Below are 19,067 nucleotides of genomic sequence, written 5' to 3'. Positions count from 1 at the left end.
CCACCCCCGCGCGGGCAACGGGCCGCCCCGCCCCCCACCGCCCACCAGCTCAGCCCGCCGCCGCCGATCGCGCGCGCCCCAGCGCGAGCGGACCATCGCGCGGGTGCGGCACACCCCGTCCTGTGGGCGCTCCCGCCACCGCCCACAGAAGGCCCGGCGCGGAGTTCCGGCCGCACGCACCGGGCGCCTCCTCCACGCCGCCCGCCCGCGCCCGACCGGTCGTCGTTGCCGGCACTCCGCGGCGGCACGGCCACCGGCGTGGCCCGAGCGCCACGACACCGCCGCTCGGGAGCCCCCTCGGGCCGTCACCCCTGGATGACGACGGCAGTCGCCGGACCCACTCGCGCCGGTCTCCCCCTTCGGCCGTCCGGGGCGCGCCGTGCTCGGCGCGGCACCGTGTGGGCCGGTGGGGGCTGACTGGCGTCGTCGTGGTGGTGGTGGTGTCTCGTCGGGGTGGGGCCAGGGGCGGGTACCCCCGGGGGCCTTCGAAGGTGTGGGCGTCGGGGGTGAGGTGGGGGGTGGGTGGGGTGGGTGCTTGCGTTGGTATACGGCTCGGGGGTATACAGACAGGGCCGGGTGATACCCCCCGGCCGTATGATTGATCCGGTACGAACGCACGGAGGCCGACATGACCGCGCAGCCCACCCCCGCCAGCTCCGCCACGGACGCCGCCGAGGCGCGGCCGCGCGTGACGGTGTACGCCGTGTCCGGGATGAGCTGCGGCCACTGCGAGGCGGCGGTGGCCGGGGAGCTCGGCGCGCTGGAGTCCGTGGCCGGCGTCGAGGTCGACGTCGCGGCGGGCCGGGTGACGGTGACCACCGCCGGGGAGCCGGACGACGCGCTCCTCGCCCGCGCCGTGGACGAGGCCGGGTACACGCTGACCGGGCGCGTCTGACGCCCAGCCCCCGGGCCGGCGGGCGCCGCGCCCCCACTGTCTGCACCCACAGGAGCAAGCGATGACCACCACGGCACCCGGCACGGCCGAGGTCGAGCTGACGATCGGCGGGATGACCTGCGCCTCGTGCGCCGCCCGGATCGAGAAGAAGCTGAACCGCATGGACGGGGTGCGGGCCAGCGTCAACTACGCCACCGAGAAGGCGAAGGTGGCCTACGACGGCGCGCTGGACGTCGGTGACCTGATCGCGACGGTGGAGGCCACCGGCTACACCGCCAGCGTGCCGCCGCCCCCGCCGCCCACGCCCGCGGAGGGCCCCGGGGAGCGCGGGGCGGGGGCCGAGGCGGTGCCGGGGCAGACCGGGGCCGGGGCCCCCGAGGCGGACGCGCTGCGGCCGCTGCGGCACCGGCTGGTGGTCTCCGCCCTGCTGTCGGCGCCGGTGGTGGCGATGGCGATGGTCCCGGCGCTCCAGTTCACGTACTGGCAGTGGCTGTCGCTGGTGCTGGCCGCGCCGGTCGTCGTCTGGGGCGCGTGGCCGTTCCACCGGGCGGCGTGGACCAACGCCCGGCACGCCGCGGCGACCATGGACACGCTGGTGTCGGTGGGCACGCTCGCCGCCCTGCTGTGGTCGGTGTGGGCGCTGTTCCTCGGCACCGCCGGGCACCCCGGCATGACGCACGCCTTCGAGCTGTCCGTCGCGCGCACCGACGGCGCGGGCAACATCTACCTGGAGGCCGCCGCGGGCGTGACGACGTTCATCCTGGCCGGGCGGTACTTCGAGGCCCGCGCCAAGCGCCGCGCCGGCGCCGCGCTGCGGGCGCTGCTGGAGCTGGGGGCGAAGGAGGCGACCGTCGTGCGCGCGGACGGCCGGGAGGAGCGCGTGCCCGTCGCCCGGCTCGCCGTCGGGGACCGCCTGCTGGTCCGCCCGGGCGAGAAGATCGCCACCGACGGGCGCGTGGTGGAGGGGACTTCGGCGGTGGACGCCTCGATGCTCACCGGGGAGTCCGTGCCCGTGGAGGTCGGCGTCGGGGACGCGGTGGCGGGTGCGACGCTCAACGCGGGCGGACGCCTGGTCGTCGAGGCCACCCGGGTCGGCGCGGACACCCAGCTCGCCCGCATGGCGAGGCTGGTGGAGGACGCGCAGAACGGCAAGGCCGCCGTCCAGCGCCTGGCCGACCGGGTCTCGGCGGTCTTCGTGCCCGTGGTCCTGGTGCTGGCCCTGGGCACGCTGGCGTTCTGGCTGGCCGACGGCGCGGGGGCGACGGCCGCGTTCACCGCCGCCGTCGCCGTGCTGATCATCGCCTGCCCGTGCGCGCTGGGCCTGGCGACGCCGACCGCGCTGCTGGTCGGCACCGGGCGCGGCGCCCAGCTCGGCATTCTCATCAAGGGCCCCGAGGTGCTGGAGAACACCCGCAGGGCGGACACGGTCGTGCTGGACAAGACGGGCACGGTCACCACCGGCACGATGACGCTGCTGGCCGTCCACACCGCCGACGACGCGGACGAGGCCCAGGTGCTCCGGCTGGCCGGGGCGCTGGAGCACGCGTCCGAGCACCCGATCGCCCGTGCGGTGGCCGCCGGGGCCGCCGAGCGCGTGGGCGCGCTGCCGGTGCCGGAGGAGTTCGTGAACGTCCCGGGGCTGGGGGTGCGGGGCGTCGTCGAGGGCCACGCCGTGCGCGTCGGCCGCGCGGCGCTCCTGGCCCCCGGGACGGGGACGCCGGGGACGGGGGCGGAGCCGGCGGACGGCACCGAGCACGGCCCTGAGCTGCCGTCCGGGCTCGCGGAGGCGAAGGCGGAGGCGGAGGCGCGGGGCCGGACCGCGATCGTGGTGGCGTGGGACGGGCGTGCGCGCGCGGTGCTGGAGGTCGCCGACGCGGTGAAGGACACCAGCGCCGAGGCCGTCCGGCGGCTGCGCGGGCTCGGCCTGACGCCGGTCCTGCTCACCGGCGACCACGAGTCCGTGGCCCGGGCCGTCGCGGCCGAGGTGGGCATCGACCGGGTCGTCGCCGGGGTGCTGCCCGAGGGCAAGGTCGAGGTCGTCGCCCGCCTCCAGGACGAGGGCCGGGTCGTGGCCATGGTCGGGGACGGCGTCAACGACGCCGCCGCGCTCGCCCGCGCCGACCTCGGGCTGGCGATGGGCACCGGCACGGACGCCGCCATCGAGGCGGGCGACCTCACCCTGGTCCGCGGCGACCTGCGGGTGGCCGCCGACGCCATCCGCCTGTCCCGCCGGACGCTCGCGACGATCCGCTCCAACCTGGTGTGGGCCTTCGGCTACAACGTGCTGGCGCTGCCGCTGGCCGCCGCCGGGCTGCTCAACCCGATGATCGCGGGCGCCGCGATGGCCTTCTCCTCCGTCTCGGTCGTCGCCAACTCCCTGCGCCTGCGCCGCTTCCGCGCCACCGCGGAGTGACACGGGCACGGTGACGCGGGTGCGGTGAGGCTCAGCGGGGCCGGGGCCGCGCCGTCACGTGGGCACCAGGGTGACCTCGGTCGCCTTGACGCCCACGTGCACGGGGGAGCCGTCGCGCAGGCCCAGCTCCGCCGCGGCGGCCGGGGTGATCTCGGCGACGAGGTCCGGGGCGGTGTCGAAGGTGACCAGCACCCGCAGCCGACCGGCGGCCGCGGAGATCTCCCGCACGGTGCCGGCCCAGGCGTTGCGCGGGCTGCCCGTGGGCGGCACCCGGTGCAGTGCGACCGCCTCCGGGGCGATGACGGCCAGCGCGTCCGTGCCCGGTGGCAGCGGTTCGGCGGCCGTGACCACCGCCCCGCCCGGGGTGACCAGGCCGGTGGCCGTGCCGGTGCCCGGCCAGGCGTTGCGCCCCAGCATGCGCGCGACCCACGGCGAGCGCGGGTGCCGCGTCACCTCGGCCGGTGCGGCGTCCTGGAGCGCGCGGCCGTCCTCCAGCACGAGCACGCGGTCGGCGAGGGCGACGGCCTCCACCGGGTCGTGGGTGACCAGCAGGCAGACGCCGCCGAAGCCGTCGAGGTGGCGGCGCAGCAGGTGCCGCACCCGGGCCCGGGTGGTCTGGTCGAGCGCGGCCAGCGGTTCGTCCAGCAGGAGCAGGCGGGGCCGGGCGGCCAGCGCGCGGGCGAGTGCGACGCGCTGGGCCTGGCCGCCGGAGAGCTGGGCGGGTCTGCGGTGGGCGAGGTGGCCGACGTCCAGCCGGTCCAGCCAGTGCCGGGCCAGGGCCCGGGCCTCGGCGCGCGACACGCCCCGGGTGCGCAGCCCGTACGCGGTGTTCGCCAGTGCCGACAGGTGCGGGAAGAGCGCGCCGTCCTGCGGCACCCACGCGATGCCGCGCCGGTGCGGGGCCCGGCCGCCGACCTCGGCGTCCCCCAGCCGCACCCGGGCGGCGGCGCGGTCGGTGAGGCCCAGCAGGGCGCGCAGCAGGGTGGTCTTGCCCGCGCCGTTGGGGCCGACGACGGCGATCGTCGTGCCCGGCGCGGCGTCCAGGACGAGCCGGGTGAACCCGGTGACCTCGGCGTGCAGCGCCCAGGAGCCCTCGCCCCGGGGCGCGGGGCCGGGGGGCGGGCGCGGCGCCGGGTCCGGCGCGGTGTCCGGCGCGGGGCGCGGGCGGCCGGAGGGGGCGCCGGTGAAGCGGCCGCGCAGCGCGACGAGCACGGCCAGGGCGATGGCCAGCAGCAGCAGCGAGACGGAGGTGGCGGCCGCCGGGTCGTCCTGGAGCAGCAGGTAGACGTGGAGCGGCAGCGTCTGCGTGCTGCCCGGCAGGTTGCCCGCGAAGGTGATCGTGGCGCCGAACTCGCCCAGCGCCCGCGCCCAGGTCAGCGCCGCGCCCGCGGCCAGCCCGGGGGCGACCATGGGCAGCGTCACCGTGCCGAACACCCGCAGCGGCGCGGCGCCGAGCGAGGCCGCCGTCTCCTCGTAACGCCGGTGCAGCCCGGCCAGCGCGCCCTCCAGGCTGATGACGAGGAACGGCATCGCCACGAAGGTCGCCGCGACGACGGCGCCCGCGGTGCGGAAGGGCAGCGTCAGCCCGAACCACTCCTCCAGCCACGGCCCCAGCAGCCCGCGCCGCCCGAACCCCAGCAGCAGGGCGACGCCGCCGACCGTGGGCGGCAGCACCATCGGCAGCAGCACCAGCGAGCGGACGACGGCCTTGCCCCGGAACGGGACGCGGGCCAGCAGCCACGCCAGCGGCACGCCCAGCAGCAGGCTGAGGGCGAGCGCCCACCCGGAGACGACCAGGGACAGCCGCAGCGCCTGCGTCGCGGCCGGGCTGGTCAGGTGGTCGCCCAGCTCGCCCCAGGAGGTGCGCGCGAGGATGCCGGCGAGCGGCAGCGCCAGGAAGGCGACGGCCAGCAGCGCGGGCACCGCGAGCGCGAGCGGCGGCCGGCGCGGGGGGCGGGGCGCGGGGTCGCCCCCCGGGTCGTCCACCGGGGCCTCCACCGGTTCGTCCAGCGGGCGGCGGGGCGGTCGCCCAGGCGGGTGGAGAGGGCGGAGACGGCGAGGGGGGCGGGGAGGGCGCGGGCGGGGCGTCACGGCGTCTGGAACCCGGCCGCTTCCAGGGTCCGCCGGGCCTCGGCGCCGGTCAGCCACGCCACGAACGCCGCGGCGGCCGGTGCGTTCCGGGAGGCGTTCAGGGTCGCCGCCGGGTACCGGGCGGTCGTGTTGCGGGCGTCCGGGATCTCCACGGCGTCCACCGCGTCGCGCTCGGCGACCGCGTCCGTGCGGTACACCAGGCCCGCGTCGGCCTCGCCGAGCTTCACCTTGGCGAGCACGGCCCGCGCGTTCGGCTCCTGGGAGACGGGGCGCACGGTGACGCCCTGCCGGTCGAGCACGTCCGCGCTGTAGTGGCCGACGGGCACCTCCGGGGCGGCCAGCACCACCGCGAGGCCGCCGTCGGCCAGGTCCGCCAGGGAGCGGACGCCGCGTGGGTTGCCCTCCCGGACGGCGATGACGAGCCCGTTGCGCGCGATGACGACCGGTTCGCCGGTCTCGCCCCGCACCCGCTCCATCGTCCGGGTGTCGGCGGTGACCAGCGCGTCGGCGGGCGCGCCCTGCCCGACCTGCGCGGCCAGCTCCTGCGACCCCGCGAAGGAGAAGGTGATCTCCGTACCCGGGTTCGCCTCCTCGTACGCCTCGCCCAGCGTCCGGAACACGTCGGTGAGCGAGGAGGCGGCCAGCACGGTCAGCTCGGTGCCGGCCGGTGCCCGGCCGTCCGCCCGGCCGCACGCGGCGAGCGGCAGCGCGAGCGCGGCGGCGGCCAGCAGCGCCGTGCTGCGGCGGGTGGCGGGACGGCGGGCTGAGCGCCACCGGGGACGACGGGCGTGGTGGGCCCGGGGGCGCGGGGCGGGGCGGGCGGAGAGCGGCACGGGTGGCTCCTGGTCGCGGGCGTGCCGGGCGGTCAGGCGTCCGGCACGCGGTCGATGTGCACGTTGGTGGACTTCACGCGGGCCGTCGCCCGCACCCCGACCTCCAGCCCGAGCTCCTCGACGGCCTCCCGCGTCAGCAGCGAGACCAGCCGGTGCGGCCCTGCCTGGATCTCCACCTGCGCCGCGACGTCGCCGAGCCGCACGGCCGTCACGATCCCGGGGAAGGCGTTGCGGGCCGTGGTGTAGGCCGCCCCGTCCTCGTCGTCGTCGCCCTGGCCCTGGCCGACCTCCACGGAGAACGCGGCCAGGTCCCGGCCGTCGATCAGACGGCGGCCGCCCGCGTCGCGGTGTGTCCTGACGCGGCCGGCGTCCGCCCAGCGGCGCACGGTGTCCGGGCTCACGCCCAGCAGCCGCGCCGCCTGCCCCATGGTGTACGCCTGCATGTGCGTCACGCTAGGGGGTTCTGCCTGGTGGATACAAGGTTTCGGAGTTTTCTACGCCGCAGGTGCCGGGCCGCTCGTAGGAACGCCCGACGGCCGCGCTGCCCGCCCGGAGCGGCCCGTCGGAGCGGCCGCGCCCGGAAACCGTCCCGCGAGCCGAGCCGCCCGGAAACCGAGCCACGCGGTTCGGCGCCCCCGGGCGGGCCGGCGCCCGCTCACGGCCGTCCCGCCGCCGGGATGCGCTCGGCCTCCGGCGGCGGCCCCGGCGGCGTGCCGTCCCCGAACGGGCGCCCGCCGAGCTCCTCGCGGTGGTGCGGTGCCAGCCAACCGGTCGGGTCCGGCCCGGCCGGGACGATGCCCGTCGGGTTGATGCCGGTGTGCACCTGGTAGTAGTGGCGCTTGATGTGGTCGAAGTCGACGGTGTCGCCGAAGCCGGGCGTCTGGTAGAGGTCCCGCATGTAGGCCCAGAGCACCGGGTCCTCGGTGAGCTTGTTCCGGTTGCACTTGAAGTGGCCGTGGTAGACCGCGTCGAACCGCACCAGCGTGGTGAACAGCCGGATGTCGGCCTCGGTGATCGTCTCCCCCATGAGGTAGCGCCGGTCCGCCAGCCGCTCCGAGAGCTGGTCCAGGCGCCGGAACACGTCCGCGTACGCCGCCTCGTACTCCTCCTGGCCGGTCGCGAACCCGGCCCGGTAGACGCCGTTGTTCACGTCCCGGTAGACGCCGTCCATCAGCTCGTCCATCTCCGCCCGCAGCGGCCGCGGGTACAGCTCCGGCGCGCCCGGGCGGTGCAGCTCCGTCCACTCGGTGGCCAGGTCCAGGGTGATGCGCTGGTAGTCGTTGGTGACCAGGCGCCCGCTGGGCACGTCCACGACCGCCGGGACGCTGACGCCCCCGGGGTAGTCCGCCTCCCGGGCGTCGTACGCCTCGCTGAGATAGCGGATGCCCAGCACCGGGTCCCGCCCGTCCGGGTCGAGCGTGAACCGCCAGCTCCGGTCGTCCTGCACGGGGTCGGCGACGGCCAGCGACAGCGCCGGTTCCAGGCCCAGCAGGCGCCGCGCCACCAGCGCCCGGCTGGCCCACGGGCACGCCCGGCTCACCACCAGCCGGTACCGCCCCGCCTCCACCGGCCACCCGTCCCGGCCGTCCCGGGTGATCCGGTCCGCGAAGTGGCTCTTCGACCGGGTGAACCGCTTCCGCCCGTACTCGGTGTTCCCGACACCCATGCGCCTCTCCTTCCGCGCTACTCCCGCCACCGCGTACCCCCCGCACCCCCTTCCCCCACCCCACTCGGGGCCGCGGGCGCGCGGAAGGCGACGGCGCCCACCCGGGCCGGGGACGCGCCCGGACGGGGCGGCGGCGCGCACGCCGGCCGGCGCCACGGGGCGCGGCGGCGCGTGCGGACCCCCGGCGCGGGGCCGCGACAGCCCGCGCCCAGCCCCACGCCACGGACCGGCGCCAACGCGCGACCGGACCCCCCGACGGCGTACGGGACGGCGGCCCGTGCCCCGACCGACGGACGCGGGAGCGAGCGGCGGCGACCGCGCGGGGATCGACGCGCGGGCCAGCGGGCGCGGGACCAGGGGCCCGCCCCGCAGCGACGGCCCCGGGGCGGGCGGGGGCCGGTGGGGGTCAGAAGCCGCCGAAGTCGCCGCCGCCGAAGCCGCCGCCGCCCAGGTCGCCGCCACCGCCGCCGAAGTCGCCGCCGAAGCCGCCGCCGTCGAAGTCGGAGCCGGTGTAGTCGCCGCCCGCGGCGGCGGCCTCGCCCGTGGCGGCGTAGGCGCCGGGGGCCATCATCATGCTGCCCAGCATGGTGCCCACGAGCATGCCGGGCAGGATGCCGCCGGCGAAGTAGCCGCCGGCCCAGGGGGCGTAGGCGGGGCCGGCGTTCCAGTACGGCCGCGCGCCGTGCTCGGTGTCGACCATGCGCGCCTCGGGCTCGTCGCCGCGCGCCAGCCGGTCGGCGTCGGCCTGGCAGGCCGGGACGTCGCGGGCGGTGCCGCCGGGCGGTGCCCAGTGCACGTCGGTGACCGACGGGCCGTGCCGCGGGTCGAAGAAGCACGGCGGCCGGGCCTCGGGGAGCGGACGCCCGGCCCGCCGCGCGGCGAGCACGGCCAGCGCGAAGCGGCCCTCCCCGAGCGTCTCGGTGACCGGGCGCACGTCCGCCGGGTGGCGGGCGTCGGCCATCTTCCGCTTGGCCGCGTCGTAGCAGTCCAGGGCGCGGGTGTAGTCCTCGCGCATGGCCTCGGTGGTGCCGGGGGCGGCCGGGTCGAGGTCGTGGCGGTCGAGCTCCTCGCCGAAGGCGGTGATGTCCTCGTCGACCACCACGCGCAGCTTCTCCAGCTCGGCGCGCTCGCGCTCGCGGCGCCGGGTGGTCGCGCGGCGGCGCGCCGCGAAGACGAGCGCGCCCCCGGCGACGAGGAGGCCGCCGAGGATGAGCAGCCCGGGCAGCGGCGACCCGTCGCCCCCGCCGTCGTTCCAGGACGCCGGGGCCCGCCCCTCGGCCTGCGGGAGCGCCTGGTCGACGAAGAGGCCGAGCTGCTCGCCCGCGTCGTCGCCCGCGGTGCGCTGGACGGCGCCGACGAGGTTGTCCACGGCCTCGGTCGGCAGCACCGCCGGGTCGGCGCCCGCGTCGAAGCCGTCGCCGAGCCGGACGGCGTACACGCCGCTGACGCCGGTCAGGGTGCGCAGGTCGGGCAGCACGGACTCCTCGGGGAACGCCTCGGTGTCCGGCAGGACGGCGACGAACACGGGCTTGTCGGCGTCCTCGATCCGCTCTTCGAGGGCCGCGGCCTCGTCGGCCGGGAGCTGGTCGCGGGCCTGGGGATGCACGTAGACGGGGTTCTCGCGCAGGCTCCGGGCCACCTCGTCGAGACCGGCCTGTGCCGGAGCGGCGGCCGGGGCGGGTGCGGGTGCGGGTGCGGCCGGAGCGGCGGCGGCCGCCGGGGCGAAGGCGAGGAGGGCGAGGGCGGCCACCAGCAGGACGACGCCGCGCACCGGGTGCGGGGCTGGAGATGCGGACATGGCGGCCTCCTGGCGGACGGCGTTCGCTCCCGCGTGGGCGGCGGTGCCCACGTCTCCCTCCCCACCGTAACCCGGACGGGCTACCGTGCCGGGGTCCGCCGCACACCGGCCGCGACGCGGACCCAAAGCACGCACGGCGGGCCCGCCGGGACGCGAGCGCCAGGGCGGCACGGCGGAAGGACGCACGGTGGACGGTGCACGGCTCAGCCGACGGCTCGGGGTCAAGGACGCGGTGTTCGTGGGGCTGGGCGCGATGCTGGGTGCGGGCGTGTTCGCCGCCCTGGCCCCCGCGGCCCGCGCGGCCGGGGCCGGGCTGCTGCTCGGCCTGGCCCTCGCCGCCGTCGTGGCGTACTGCAACGCGACGTCCTCGGCCCGGCTGGCCGCCCGCCACCCGGAATCGGGCGGCACCTACGTCTACGGACGCGAGCGGCTGGGCCCGTTCTGGGGCTACCTGGCCGGGTGGGCGTTCGTCGTCGGGAAGACGGCGTCCTGCGCGGCGATGGCGCTGACCGTGGGCGCCTACGCGTGGCCGGGCCAGGCGCACGCGGTGGCCGTGGCGGCGGTGGTGGCGATGACGGCGGTGAACTACGCGGGCGTGCGCAAGTCGGCGTGGGTGACGCGGGCGATCGTCGCCGCCGTGCTGGCGGTGCTGGCGGCCGTGGTGGTGGCCGCCGCCACCTCCGGCACGGCGGACGCCGCCCGGCTCCACCCGTTCGGGGACGCCGCGGGGACCTCGGCGGCCGGGGTGCTCCAGGCCGCGGGCCTGCTCTTCTTCGCCTTCGCCGGGTACGCGCGCATCGCCACGCTGGGTGAGGAGGTGCGCGACCCGGCGCGCACGATCCCGCGCGCCGTACCGCTGGCGCTGGGCGTCACGCTCGTCGTCTACCTGGCCGTGGCGCTGGCCGCGGTGAGCGTGCTGGGCGCCGACGGGCTGGCCCGGGCGGCGGCGCCGCTGGCGGAGGTCGTGCGCGCCGCCGGGGTGCCGGAGCTGGCGCCCGTGGTGCGGGTCGGGGCCGCGGTCGCCGCGCTCGGCGCGCTGCTGGCGCTGGTGCTCGGCGTCTCCCGCACGGTGCTGGCCATGGCGCGCGACCGCCACCTGCCGCCCGTGCTGGCCGCCGTGCACCCGCGCTTTCAGGTGCCGCACCGCGCGGAGCTGGCGGTGGGCGCGGTCGTCGCCGTGCTGGCCGCGACGGTGGACCTGCGCGAAGCGATCGGCTTCTCCTCCTTCGGCGTGCTCGCGTACTACGCCGTCGCCAACGCCGCCGCGCTGCGGCTGGGCGCCGGGGAGGGGCGGCCGCCGCGCGCGGTGCCGGTGGCCGGGCTGCTGGGCTGCCTGGTGCTGGCCTGCGTGCTGCCCCGGCCCTCGGTGCTGGCGGGCGCCGCGGTGCTGGCGGTCGGGGCGGCGGCGTACGCGGTCCGCCAAGCGGGTGCGCGCCACTGACCCCGACGTGACGGGTACCACCGGGCGGACGCGGGGCGCGGACCTCGGCGGCGGTCCCGGTACGATGCGGCCTGCCCGCCCGCCCCCGCTCCGGAGTCCGGGAGCCCGCCCGTGCCGATCCTCCTCGCCAGGTTCCTTCGCCTCGCCCGCGCCCGGCTGCGCGGCTGGCGCTCGGCGCTCGCCGTGGTCCTGCTGGTGTTCGGCACGAGCTGGCTGGCGATGTGGCTGCTGGAGCCGCCGTCCAGCGAGCTCGCCGACCCTGGCAACTACTGGTGGTGGTTCCTGGTGACCGCCTCGACGGTGGGCTACGGCGACCTCCACCCGGTGTCGGTGCCGGGCCGCCTGGTCGGGGCCTACGTGATCTGCGGCGGCATCGCCACGCTGACGATCCTGTTCACCGAGCTGGCGTCGCACATCGAGACGATCAAGGGGAAGCGCATGAGGGGCGCCGTCGCACTCGACCGCACCGGTCACATCGTCATCCTGGGGTACACGGCGGGCCGCACCGAGCGGCTCGTGCGCGACCTGCTCACCGAGGACCGGTGCGACATCGTGGTGTGCGCGTGGGAGGACGTGCCCGAGCACCCGATGCCCGAGCACGACTCCGTGGCCTTCGTCCGCGGCGACCTGGCCGCCGTCGACGTGCTGGAGCGGGCCTGCGTCCACCGCGCGGCCACGGTGGTGGTCGACGCGCGGGACGACAACGAGGCGCTGACCCTCGTCGTCGCCGCCGCCCACCTCGCGCCGCACACGCACATGGTCGCCGCCCTGCGGGATCTGAACCGCACCCAGCAGCTCCGTTACGTCAGCCCGGGCATCCACTGCGTGCAGTGGCACATGCCCAGCCTGCTCACCGAGGAGGCGCTGGACCCGGGCATCACCGAGGTCTACACCGAGCTGCTGGCCACCACCGAGGCCGGGAACACCTACTCGACGCCGCTGCCCGCCCGGTGGGCGGGGCAGCCGTTCGGCGCCTGCCAGACGTGGTTCGGACGGGAGTGCGGCGCCACCGTCATCGCCGTCCGGCAGCACGGCCGCGTCGAGGTGGCCCCGGCCTGGGACGCGCCGCTGGAGGCGGGGGCGGTGCTGTACTACCTGGCCCGCCGGCGCCTGGGCGACGACGTCCTGGCCGGGGGCCGCGCCGACCGCTCCGAGGGGGCCGTCCGATAACCGGGGCGGACGACGGCTGACTCCGCGCCCGCCGGGTACCCGCGCCCGGGTGCGCACCACCGGAGGGGCGCACGGCACGCAGACCCACGGAAGGAGCCGCGTCATGGGCGAGCCCACCCCGTCCCAGGCCGAAGGGGACCGCGACGACCGGCAGGGCGCCGACCAGGACCGGGGAACCGGCGACGCCCGGCACCGGACGGGCCGCGGCGCGGCGCCCGGGCGGCGCGCGCCGTCCCGGGCCGAGGGCGACCGCGCGGGCGGCGAACGCCCGGGCACGACCCGCGCCGCCCGTCCCGCCGACGCCACCGGCCCGGAACAGGACCGCGGCCGGGAGCGTTGACCCCGAAGACCACACCACGTGACCCAGGTCACACCTTGGAGGTCGTCATGGACGTGCTGATCCTCATCGGCCGCATCCTGTTCGTCATCCTCTTCCTCGGCTCGGCCGTCGGACACCTGACCAAGACCGCCGACATGGCCGCGTACGCCGAGTCCAAGGGCGTGCCGGCCTCCCGGCCCGCCACCCTGGCCAGCGGCGTGCTGCTGCTGGTCGGCGCGCTGCTGGTGCTCCTCGGCCTGTGGGCCGACCTCGGCGCCCTGCTGCTGTTCCTGTTCCTGCTGCCGACGGCGTTCCTCATGCACCCGTTCTGGACGGAGCGGGACCCCGGCGCGCGGCAGCAGGAGATGCTGCACTTCCAGAAGGACCTGGCGCTGGCCGGCGCCGCGCTGATGCTGTTCGCGCTGCTGGCCACCGAGGGCGACGGCGTCGGGCTGATGCTCAGCGGACCGCTGTTCTAGCGGGCTCCGGCTCCCGGCTCCGCCGCCGCAGCACGGCCGCCAGCAGGGTGAGGGCGGTGCCCACCACCGCCCACGCGGCCAGGACGACCAGCGGGCCGGTGAGCGCGGCCCCGTCGAAGTAGGCGATCGAGCGCGTCGACCAGGTGCCGGCGCCCGGCGGCAGGAACGGCCCGATGGCCCGCCAGAACGGCGGCAGCAGCGGGCCGGGGAACGCACCGCCCGCGCTGGGGTTGCCCAACACCACGACCAGCAGGATCGCCAGGCCGACGCCGACGACGCCCGCGACGCCCTGGAGCGCCAGGGTGGCCGCGCCGACGGCGAAGACGACCAGCGCGCCGAGCCCGGCCAGCGGCCACAGCCCGCCCGGCAGCGCGTCCAGCAGCGGCCCCACGACGGCCGCCCCGCCCAGCCCGGCCGCCACCGCGACCACGGCGAGCGCGAGCAGCCGCACCAGGGCCCGCGCGAGGTTGGCGGGCCGGGCGCCGTAGCTCATGGCCAGGATCGCCGCGCACAGGTAGCCGCCGACGCACCAGCCGACGACGAGGTAGAACGAGGTGAGCCCGCGCGCGTCGCCGCGCTGGGCCGGCACCAGGTCCTCGACGGTCAGCGAGCGGCCGCGCTCCTCGGCCACGCCCTCGAAGACGCGGGTCAGCGCGTCGGCCAGCGCGGTGCCCGCGCCGCCGGCCAGCAGCAGGGTGTCGGTGTCGCCCGCCGGGTCCACGACGAGGGCGCCGTCGACGGTGCGGTCCTCCACCGCCTGCCGGGCCTCGTCCGCGTCGGCGGTGCCGAGGGCCACCTCCAGGGGGTCGTCGGGCAGCGCCTCGAGGTCGTCGACGAGCTGGGAGCGGACGGCGTCGGGCGCCGCCACCGCCACCGGCACGTCGTCCGGACTGGGCTGGTGGAAGGCGCCGACGTAGGAGGCGACGAAGGCGAGCTGGAGCGCGAGCACACCGAGCACCAGCAGGGCGGCGCGCAGGGTGACGGCGCCCCGCAGCTCGCCGAGGAAGCCGCGCCGCTCCTTGGCGTGCGCGCGGGCGTGGGAGCGTGGTGGCATGCGCCCAGCCTCCGCACCGGGGCGGCCGGGCGCACCCGCTCGGGGCCCGATCGGATGACCGGCTCCGTGGCACCGGCCGTCTGACCGGGCCCCGGGCCGGGGCCCGGGCCGGGGCCGGGGCCGGGGCCCGGCCCGGGGCTCGGCGCCGGTGCCGAAGTCCCCGGCGCCCGCCCCCGTCGGCGGCCGGTGCCGTCCGTCAGCAGCCGATGTCGTCGCCGTCCTCGCGCCACACGGCGACGACGGACGGCCGGTTCACCCGGCCCGGTCCGTCCGGCCACTGCGACAGCGGGTTGTCGGCCGACGCCCCGTCCAGCTCGCCCGGGTGCTGGACGGCGACCAGCACGCGCCGGTCCTGCACCAGCGGGCCGCAGGTCTCGGCGCCCTTGGGCACCGTGAGGAACTGCTTGACCTGGCCCTCCTCACGGCCGCGCGTGGCCACGCCGAACAGGCCGTCGTGGGTGCCCAGGGCGTTGCCGTCGGTGGAGATCCACAGGTTGCCGTAGCGGTCGAACGTGAGGTTGTCCGGGCAGGAGATCGGGCTGACCTGGTCCTTGGGGAAGCCGCCGAAGTAGGTGCTCTCGTCCTCGGGGTCGCCGCACACCAGGAACAGCCGCCAGTGGAAGCTCTCGGCCGCCGGGTGGTTCCAGCGCTCGGTCAGCTCCAGCACCTGGCCGTGCTTGTTCCGGTCGCGCGGGTTGGCCTCGTCGGCGCCCGCCTTGCCGGCCGTGCCGCGCGCGGTGTTGTTGGTCAGCGCCACGTACACCTTGCCGGTGCGCGGGCTGGGCTCCACGTCCTCGGGGCGGTCCATCTTCGTCGCGCCCACCCGGTCCGCGGCCAGCCGGGTGAAGACGTAGACCTCCTCGGCCGTCATGCCCGGCACGTGGGAGCGGTCGCCGCTGGCCAGCTTGATCCACTCGCCGCGCCCGCCGAACTCGCCGTCGCGCGGCAGCCGGCCGCTGCCGTCGATCTGCTCCCGCGGGCTGTCGCCGGTGAGCCGGGCGACGTACAGGGTGCCCTCGTCCAGCAGCGTCATGTTGTGCTCGCGCGCCCAGCGGCTGTCGCCGCGCCGCATGCGCTTGCTGGAGACGAACTTGTACAGGTAGTCGAACCGCTCGTCGTCACCCATGTAGACCACCGCGCGGCCGTCGGCGGTGAGCCGCGGCTCCGCGCCCTCGTGCTTGAAGCGGCCGAGCGCGGTGCGCTTGCGCGGGGTGGAGTCGGGGTCGTAGGGGTCCACCTCGACGACCCAGCCGAAGCGGTTGACCTCGTTGGGCTCCTTGGTGACGTCGAAGCGGTCGTCGAACCGCTCCCACTTGCGGGAGGTGGCGCCGCCGCCGATGCCGTAGCGGGCGAGCCGCTCCCTGGTCGCCGGGTCGGTGACGTCCCGGGCGTGGGCGAAGTACTGGTTGAAGTTCTCCTCGCCGCTGAGCACCGTGCCCCACGGGGTGGTGCCGCCCGCGCAGTTGTTCAGCGTGCCGTGGACCGTGCGGCCGCTCGGGTCGGCGGAGGTCTTCAGCAGGTCGCCGCCGGCCGCCGGGCCGGTCAGCTCGAACGGGGTGCCGTTGTGGAAGCGGCGGTTGAGGTGGTGCCGGGGCACGGCGGTGAGCTTGCCGGTGCGGCGCTCCTCCTGCACGACGACGACGGACAGGCCGTGCGCGGCCCAGGCGATCTCGACCTGCTCGCGGGTCGGGTTCTCCGGGTCGTAGCCGGAGAACATCAGCTCCTCGTTGGTGTACTCGTGGTTGGCGAAGAGCACCTGGCGGTGCCGCTCGCCGGGCAGCGGGAGCAGGGCGAGGAAGTCGTTGTTGTACCCGAACTGGCCCTGCTGCGCGCGGGCGCTCTGCCGGTCGGGGTCGAAGGCGGGGGCCCCGCGCAGGATCGGGTCGCCCCAGCCGATGACGGTGTTCTGGGTGTAGCCCTCGGCGACGGTGACGGCGTCCTCGGTGTTCGGCGCGACGGGTGCGAAGCGCAGCCCTCTGGCTCCGCGTCCGTGCCCCCGTCCCGGATGGCCGGGTTTGCCGGCCCAGTCCGGGCGTCCGTGGGCGGCCGCCTCCGGGGCGCCGCCCAGGACGGTGCCGCCCGCCGCGGCGGCGACGGTGGCCACCGCGCCGGCCCGCAGCATGGTGCGGCGCGACATCCCGGCGACGATGTCCCCGAAGTACGCGTTGTCGCTGGCGTTGGGGACCTCCTTGAAGCAGGCGTCACCGCAGCGGTAGTGACAGGTCATGGCGGACCGGCCGCCGGGGTGGGTGGACATCAGCGGCAGTTGCTTGCGCATGGGGGACCTCTCCGTCATCAGCCGTACGGCGCGAGAAGCTAGAGCCTGGTACCGACCCCTGGGCCACACGGGCATGAACGCGCCGTGAACCCCCCAGTCGGGCGCCGGGAGGAACCGGATGGGCGCCCGCTTCCGCCGCCCGCGGGACCGCCCCGCGGCGCCCGGGGAGCCGGGGTGCGGGGCCGCCGTCCGCCGCCCCGCGACGGGAACACTGTGTGTACTGTGGGTGATGCGGTGGTGAAGGGTGAGCAGACCGTCGCCGCCCGAACAGTGCCGGTGCCACCGGCCCGCGCCCGCGACCGGGGCACGGCCGCTCCCGCCCGGAGCGCGGCACCGGGAGGCCGACGAGTCACGGGGGAGGACACGCGTAGATGAGCACGCACGCGAGGGGACGCCCCGCCCCGCCCAGAGTTCCCCACCGGGCGCCCGGGCGCCGCGCTGGCCGCGTCGGCCGCACGGGCCGCACGGGCCGCACTGGGGGGAGCCCGCGATGCGCATAGCCTTCCTGCTGCACAACGCCTACGCCATCGGCGGCACCACCCGCACGACGCTGACGCTCGCCGGGGCGCTGGCCGCGCGCCACGACGTCGAGCTGGTCTCCGTCTTCCGGCACCGCGACGAACCGCAGCTCGGCCGCGCCCCCGGCGTCGCCCTGCGGGCCCTGGTGGACCGGCGCGAGGGCTCCGCCGACCTCGCGGACCCACGGGTCCACCAGCCCGGCACCCTCTTCCCGCGCGCCGAGCCCCGCGCGGGGCAGTACCACCGGCTCGCCGAGGAGCGGATCGTCCGGTGGCTCGGGGAGACGGACGCCGACGTGGTCGTCAGCGCCCGGTGCGGGCTGAACGCCCTGCTGGCGCGGTTCGGGCCGGCCCACGCGGTGCGCGTCGGGCAGGAGCACCTCACCCACGGCTACCACCCGCACCGCCTGCGCACCGAGCTCCAGGACGCCTACGTCGGCCTCGACGCGCTGGTCACCATGACGGAGGCCGACGCGCGCGCCCACCGGCGGGGCATGTGGCTGCCGCACACCCGCGTGCTGGCCCTGCCCAACAGCGTCCCGGAGCCGGGTCTGCCGCCCGCGGACGGCACCTCCCGGATCATCGTCGCGGCGGGCCGCCTCGCGCCGGTCAAGCGCTACGGCAAGCTCGTCGACGCCTTCGCGCGGGCGAACGCGGCCTGCCCGGGGTGGTCGCTGCGGATCTACGGCGGCGGCACGGAGCGCGACCGGATCGCGGCCCGCGTCGCCCGGCACGGCCTGCACAACGAGGTCCTCCTCATGGGCCCGGCCGCGCCCCTGGAGGCCGAGTGGGTCAAGGGCTCCGTCGCGGCCGTCTCCTCCTCGCTGGAGTCCTTCGGCATGACGATCGTGGAGGCCATGCGGTGCGGCCTGCCCGTGGTCAGCACCGACTGCCCGCACGGCCCCGGCGAGATCATCCGCGACGGCGTGGACGGACGGCTCGTCCCCGTGCACAGCACCGCGGCCCTCGGTGACGCGCTGCTGGAGCTGATGCGCGACGACGCCCGCCGCACCGCCATGGGGCGCGCGGCCCGCGAGGGCGCCGCCGCCCGGTTCGACCCGCAGCGGGTGGCCGAGCGCTACGAGGAGCTGTTCGCCGAGCTGGCCGACCGCGGCGGCCGCGAACCCACCCCGCCGCTGGCCCGTGTCCGGGGCCGGCTGGCCGTCGGCCGGACCAGCGCCGGGCGCTACGCCCGCCGGGTCGCCCGCCGCGCCGACCGCTCGCTGCGCCGCACCGTGAGGAGAGTGCGCCCGTGAACCCCCTGCTGGCCGACTGCGCCGTGGACGACGCCGGCGCCCTCACCGTCCAGGTCTACCACGAGGGTCCGGGGGCGCCCGCCCTCCCACCCGGTGGGACGCTGCTGCTCGTGCCGCGCAAGCCCCGGGAGCCCGGGGACCGGCTCCGGTTCCCGCTGCGGCCGGCCGGGCGCGACCTCGCCGGCCGCCCCCTGTTCGCCGGCACCCGGGTCGCCGCCGAGGTACCGGCGGCCGCCACCGGGCTGTACGAGGGCCGCTGGGACGCCCACGCCGCCTTCGACGGCGCCGGGCCGCGCCGCCTGGACGGCCGCGGCCTGCTGGACACCCGGCGGCTGATCCGCTCCACGGCCACCACGCCGCTGCACGTCCTGCTGCCCTACCGCACCGCCCACGACCACCTCACCGTGCGCGTGTGGACCCGGCGGCGGCACGCGGAGGCCGGCGCCGTCCACCTGGGCGCCGACGGCCGGCTCGCCGTCGACGCCCGCCTGCTGGGCGACGTCCCCACCGACGCGCCGCCCCGGCTGGAGGCCCGCTGCCGCGGCCGCCGCGAACTGGTGCACACCGTGCCCGGCGCCTGGCGGGAGGGCGGGGCGCCCGACTGCCGCTTCACGCTGCCCACGCCCGCGCTCGCCGAGTCCGCCGCCGACGCCGTCTGGGACCTGTACGTGCGCACCGGCGGCGCGGACGCCCCGGCCGCCCGGCTGGGCCGCCTGCTGGACGACGTGCACGACAAGCGGCGCGTCCTCGCGCTGCCGTCCGCCCCCGTGCCCGGGACGGCGGCGGTCGCCGAGCCGTACTACACCGTGGCCAACGACCTGTCGGTGAAGCTGCGCCCGGCCACCGCGGGCTGACG

Annotated in this window: 15 protein-coding genes; 8 read left to right on the top strand and 7 right to left on the bottom strand. The window is 77.4% G+C overall.

The features are described from left to right. The first annotated feature begins 628 nt into the window (after positions 1-628). Together OSB71_RS04260 and OSB71_RS04255 are read left to right on the top strand one after the other, a co-directional pair. Positions 629-895, top strand: a complete 267-nt coding sequence (locus OSB71_RS04260) for a heavy-metal-associated domain-containing protein (RefSeq protein ID WP_265944296.1) — start codon at positions 629-631, stop codon at positions 893-895. Positions 896-956: 61 nt separating this feature from the next. Next, a complete protein-coding gene (locus tag OSB71_RS04255) occupies positions 957-3,308 on the top strand; it encodes a heavy metal translocating P-type ATPase (RefSeq protein ID WP_265944294.1) in 2,352 nt (783 codons plus the stop codon). A 54-nt stretch (positions 3,309-3,362) separates the two neighbouring features. On the opposite strand, the gene OSB71_RS04250 is transcribed toward OSB71_RS04255, so the two are convergent. From OSB71_RS04250 to OSB71_RS04230, 5 genes are all read right to left on the bottom strand, one after another. Next, the gene (locus OSB71_RS04250) at positions 3,363-5,294 is read right to left on the bottom strand and encodes an ABC transporter permease (RefSeq protein ID WP_265944292.1); all 1,932 of its coding nucleotides are present in this window, start codon (positions 5,292-5,294) and stop codon (positions 3,363-3,365) included. Between the two features lie 101 nt (positions 5,295-5,395). After that, positions 5,396-6,130: a molybdate ABC transporter substrate-binding protein gene (gene modA / locus OSB71_RS04245; RefSeq protein WP_265944343.1), complete on the bottom strand. Its 735-nt coding sequence runs from the start codon at positions 6,128-6,130 to the stop codon at positions 5,396-5,398. A gap of 134 nt (positions 6,131-6,264) precedes the next feature. Next, on the bottom strand, positions 6,265-6,675 hold the full coding sequence (locus OSB71_RS04240; protein WP_265944290.1) for a TOBE domain-containing protein: 411 nt from the start codon (positions 6,673-6,675) through the stop codon (positions 6,265-6,267). 212 nt (positions 6,676-6,887) lie between these two features. Next, entirely contained in the window at positions 6,888-7,898 is a 1,011-nt protein-coding gene (locus OSB71_RS04235; RefSeq protein WP_265944287.1) for a glutathione S-transferase family protein, read from the bottom strand. A gap of 406 nt (positions 7,899-8,304) precedes the next feature. Then, positions 8,305-9,696 (bottom strand): hypothetical protein, encoded by a 1,392-nt coding sequence (locus OSB71_RS04230; protein ID WP_265944285.1) that lies wholly within the window; start codon positions 9,694-9,696, stop codon positions 8,305-8,307. A 187-nt stretch (positions 9,697-9,883) separates the two neighbouring features. Here OSB71_RS04230 and OSB71_RS04225 point away from each other — a divergent pair, with 187 nt between their 5' ends. From OSB71_RS04225 to OSB71_RS04210, 4 genes are all read left to right on the top strand, one after another. Next, positions 9,884-11,137 (top strand): APC family permease, encoded by a 1,254-nt coding sequence (locus OSB71_RS04225; RefSeq protein ID WP_265944284.1) that lies wholly within the window; start codon positions 9,884-9,886, stop codon positions 11,135-11,137. Positions 11,138-11,248: 111 nt separating this feature from the next. Further along, positions 11,249-12,307: an ion channel gene (locus OSB71_RS04220; protein WP_265944282.1), complete on the top strand. Its 1,059-nt coding sequence runs from the start codon at positions 11,249-11,251 to the stop codon at positions 12,305-12,307. Between the two features lie 103 nt (positions 12,308-12,410). After that, positions 12,411-12,647, top strand: a complete 237-nt coding sequence (locus tag OSB71_RS04215; protein ID WP_265944280.1) for a hypothetical protein — start codon at positions 12,411-12,413, stop codon at positions 12,645-12,647. Positions 12,648-12,694: 47 nt separating this feature from the next. Further along, entirely contained in the window at positions 12,695-13,105 is a 411-nt protein-coding gene (locus tag OSB71_RS04210) for a DoxX family membrane protein (RefSeq protein ID WP_265944278.1), read from the top strand. On the opposite strand, the gene OSB71_RS04205 is transcribed toward OSB71_RS04210, so the two are convergent. Then, positions 13,086-14,159 (bottom strand): DUF3533 domain-containing protein, encoded by a 1,074-nt coding sequence (locus OSB71_RS04205; protein WP_265944276.1) that lies wholly within the window; start codon positions 14,157-14,159, stop codon positions 13,086-13,088. The genes OSB71_RS04210 and OSB71_RS04205 overlap by 20 nt on opposite strands. 196 nt (positions 14,160-14,355) lie before the next feature. After that, positions 14,356-16,437, bottom strand: coding sequence for a PhoX family protein (locus OSB71_RS04200; RefSeq protein ID WP_265944274.1), 2,082 nt, complete (start codon positions 16,435-16,437; stop codon positions 14,356-14,358). Positions 16,438-16,927: 490 nt separating this feature from the next. On the opposite strand from OSB71_RS04200, the gene OSB71_RS04195 reads away from it, so the two are divergent. Continuing rightward, a complete protein-coding gene (locus OSB71_RS04195; protein ID WP_265944272.1) occupies positions 16,928-18,211 on the top strand; it encodes a glycosyltransferase in 1,284 nt (427 codons plus the stop codon). Beyond that, on the top strand, positions 18,208-19,065 hold the full coding sequence (locus OSB71_RS04190; RefSeq protein ID WP_265944270.1) for a hypothetical protein: 858 nt from the start codon (positions 18,208-18,210) through the stop codon (positions 19,063-19,065). Before OSB71_RS04195 ends, OSB71_RS04190 begins: the two co-directional genes overlap by 4 nt. The last annotated feature ends 2 nt before the right edge of the window (positions 19,066-19,067 follow it).

The sequence above is a fragment of the Streptomyces marinisediminis genome (assembly GCF_026262575.1).
In the GTDB taxonomy this organism is placed as follows: Bacteria; Actinomycetota; Actinomycetes; order Streptomycetales; family Streptomycetaceae; genus Streptomyces; species Streptomyces marinisediminis.
Note: the sequence above shows the minus strand (reverse complement) of the source record. Positions and strands in the feature narration are given on the sequence as shown.

What these genes read in the sequence shown, in the direction of transcription:
- OSB71_RS04260 (WP_265944296.1), top strand. Translation starts at nt 629, where the DNA reads ATGACCGCGCAGCCCACCCCCGCCAGCTCCGCCACGGACGCCGCCGAG.
- OSB71_RS04255 (WP_265944294.1), top strand. Translation starts at nt 957, where the DNA reads ATGACCACCACGGCACCCGGCACGGCCGAGGTCGAGCTGACGATCGGC.
- OSB71_RS04240 (WP_265944290.1), bottom strand. Translation starts at nt 6,675, where the DNA reads ATGCAGGCGTACACCATGGGGCAGGCGGCGCGGCTGCTGGGCGTGAGC.
- OSB71_RS04235 (WP_265944287.1), bottom strand. Translation starts at nt 7,898, where the DNA reads ATGGGTGTCGGGAACACCGAGTACGGGCGGAAGCGGTTCACCCGGTCG.
- OSB71_RS04230 (WP_265944285.1), bottom strand. Translation starts at nt 9,696, where the DNA reads ATGTCCGCATCTCCAGCCCCGCACCCGGTGCGCGGCGTCGTCCTGCTG.
- OSB71_RS04215 (WP_265944280.1), top strand. Translation starts at nt 12,411, where the DNA reads ATGGGCGAGCCCACCCCGTCCCAGGCCGAAGGGGACCGCGACGACCGG.
- OSB71_RS04210 (WP_265944278.1), top strand. Translation starts at nt 12,695, where the DNA reads ATGGACGTGCTGATCCTCATCGGCCGCATCCTGTTCGTCATCCTCTTC.
- OSB71_RS04205 (WP_265944276.1), bottom strand. Translation starts at nt 14,159, where the DNA reads ATGCCACCACGCTCCCACGCCCGCGCGCACGCCAAGGAGCGGCGCGGC.
- OSB71_RS04200 (WP_265944274.1), bottom strand. Translation starts at nt 16,437, where the DNA reads ATGCGCAAGCAACTGCCGCTGATGTCCACCCACCCCGGCGGCCGGTCC.
- OSB71_RS04195 (WP_265944272.1), top strand. Translation starts at nt 16,928, where the DNA reads ATGCGCATAGCCTTCCTGCTGCACAACGCCTACGCCATCGGCGGCACC.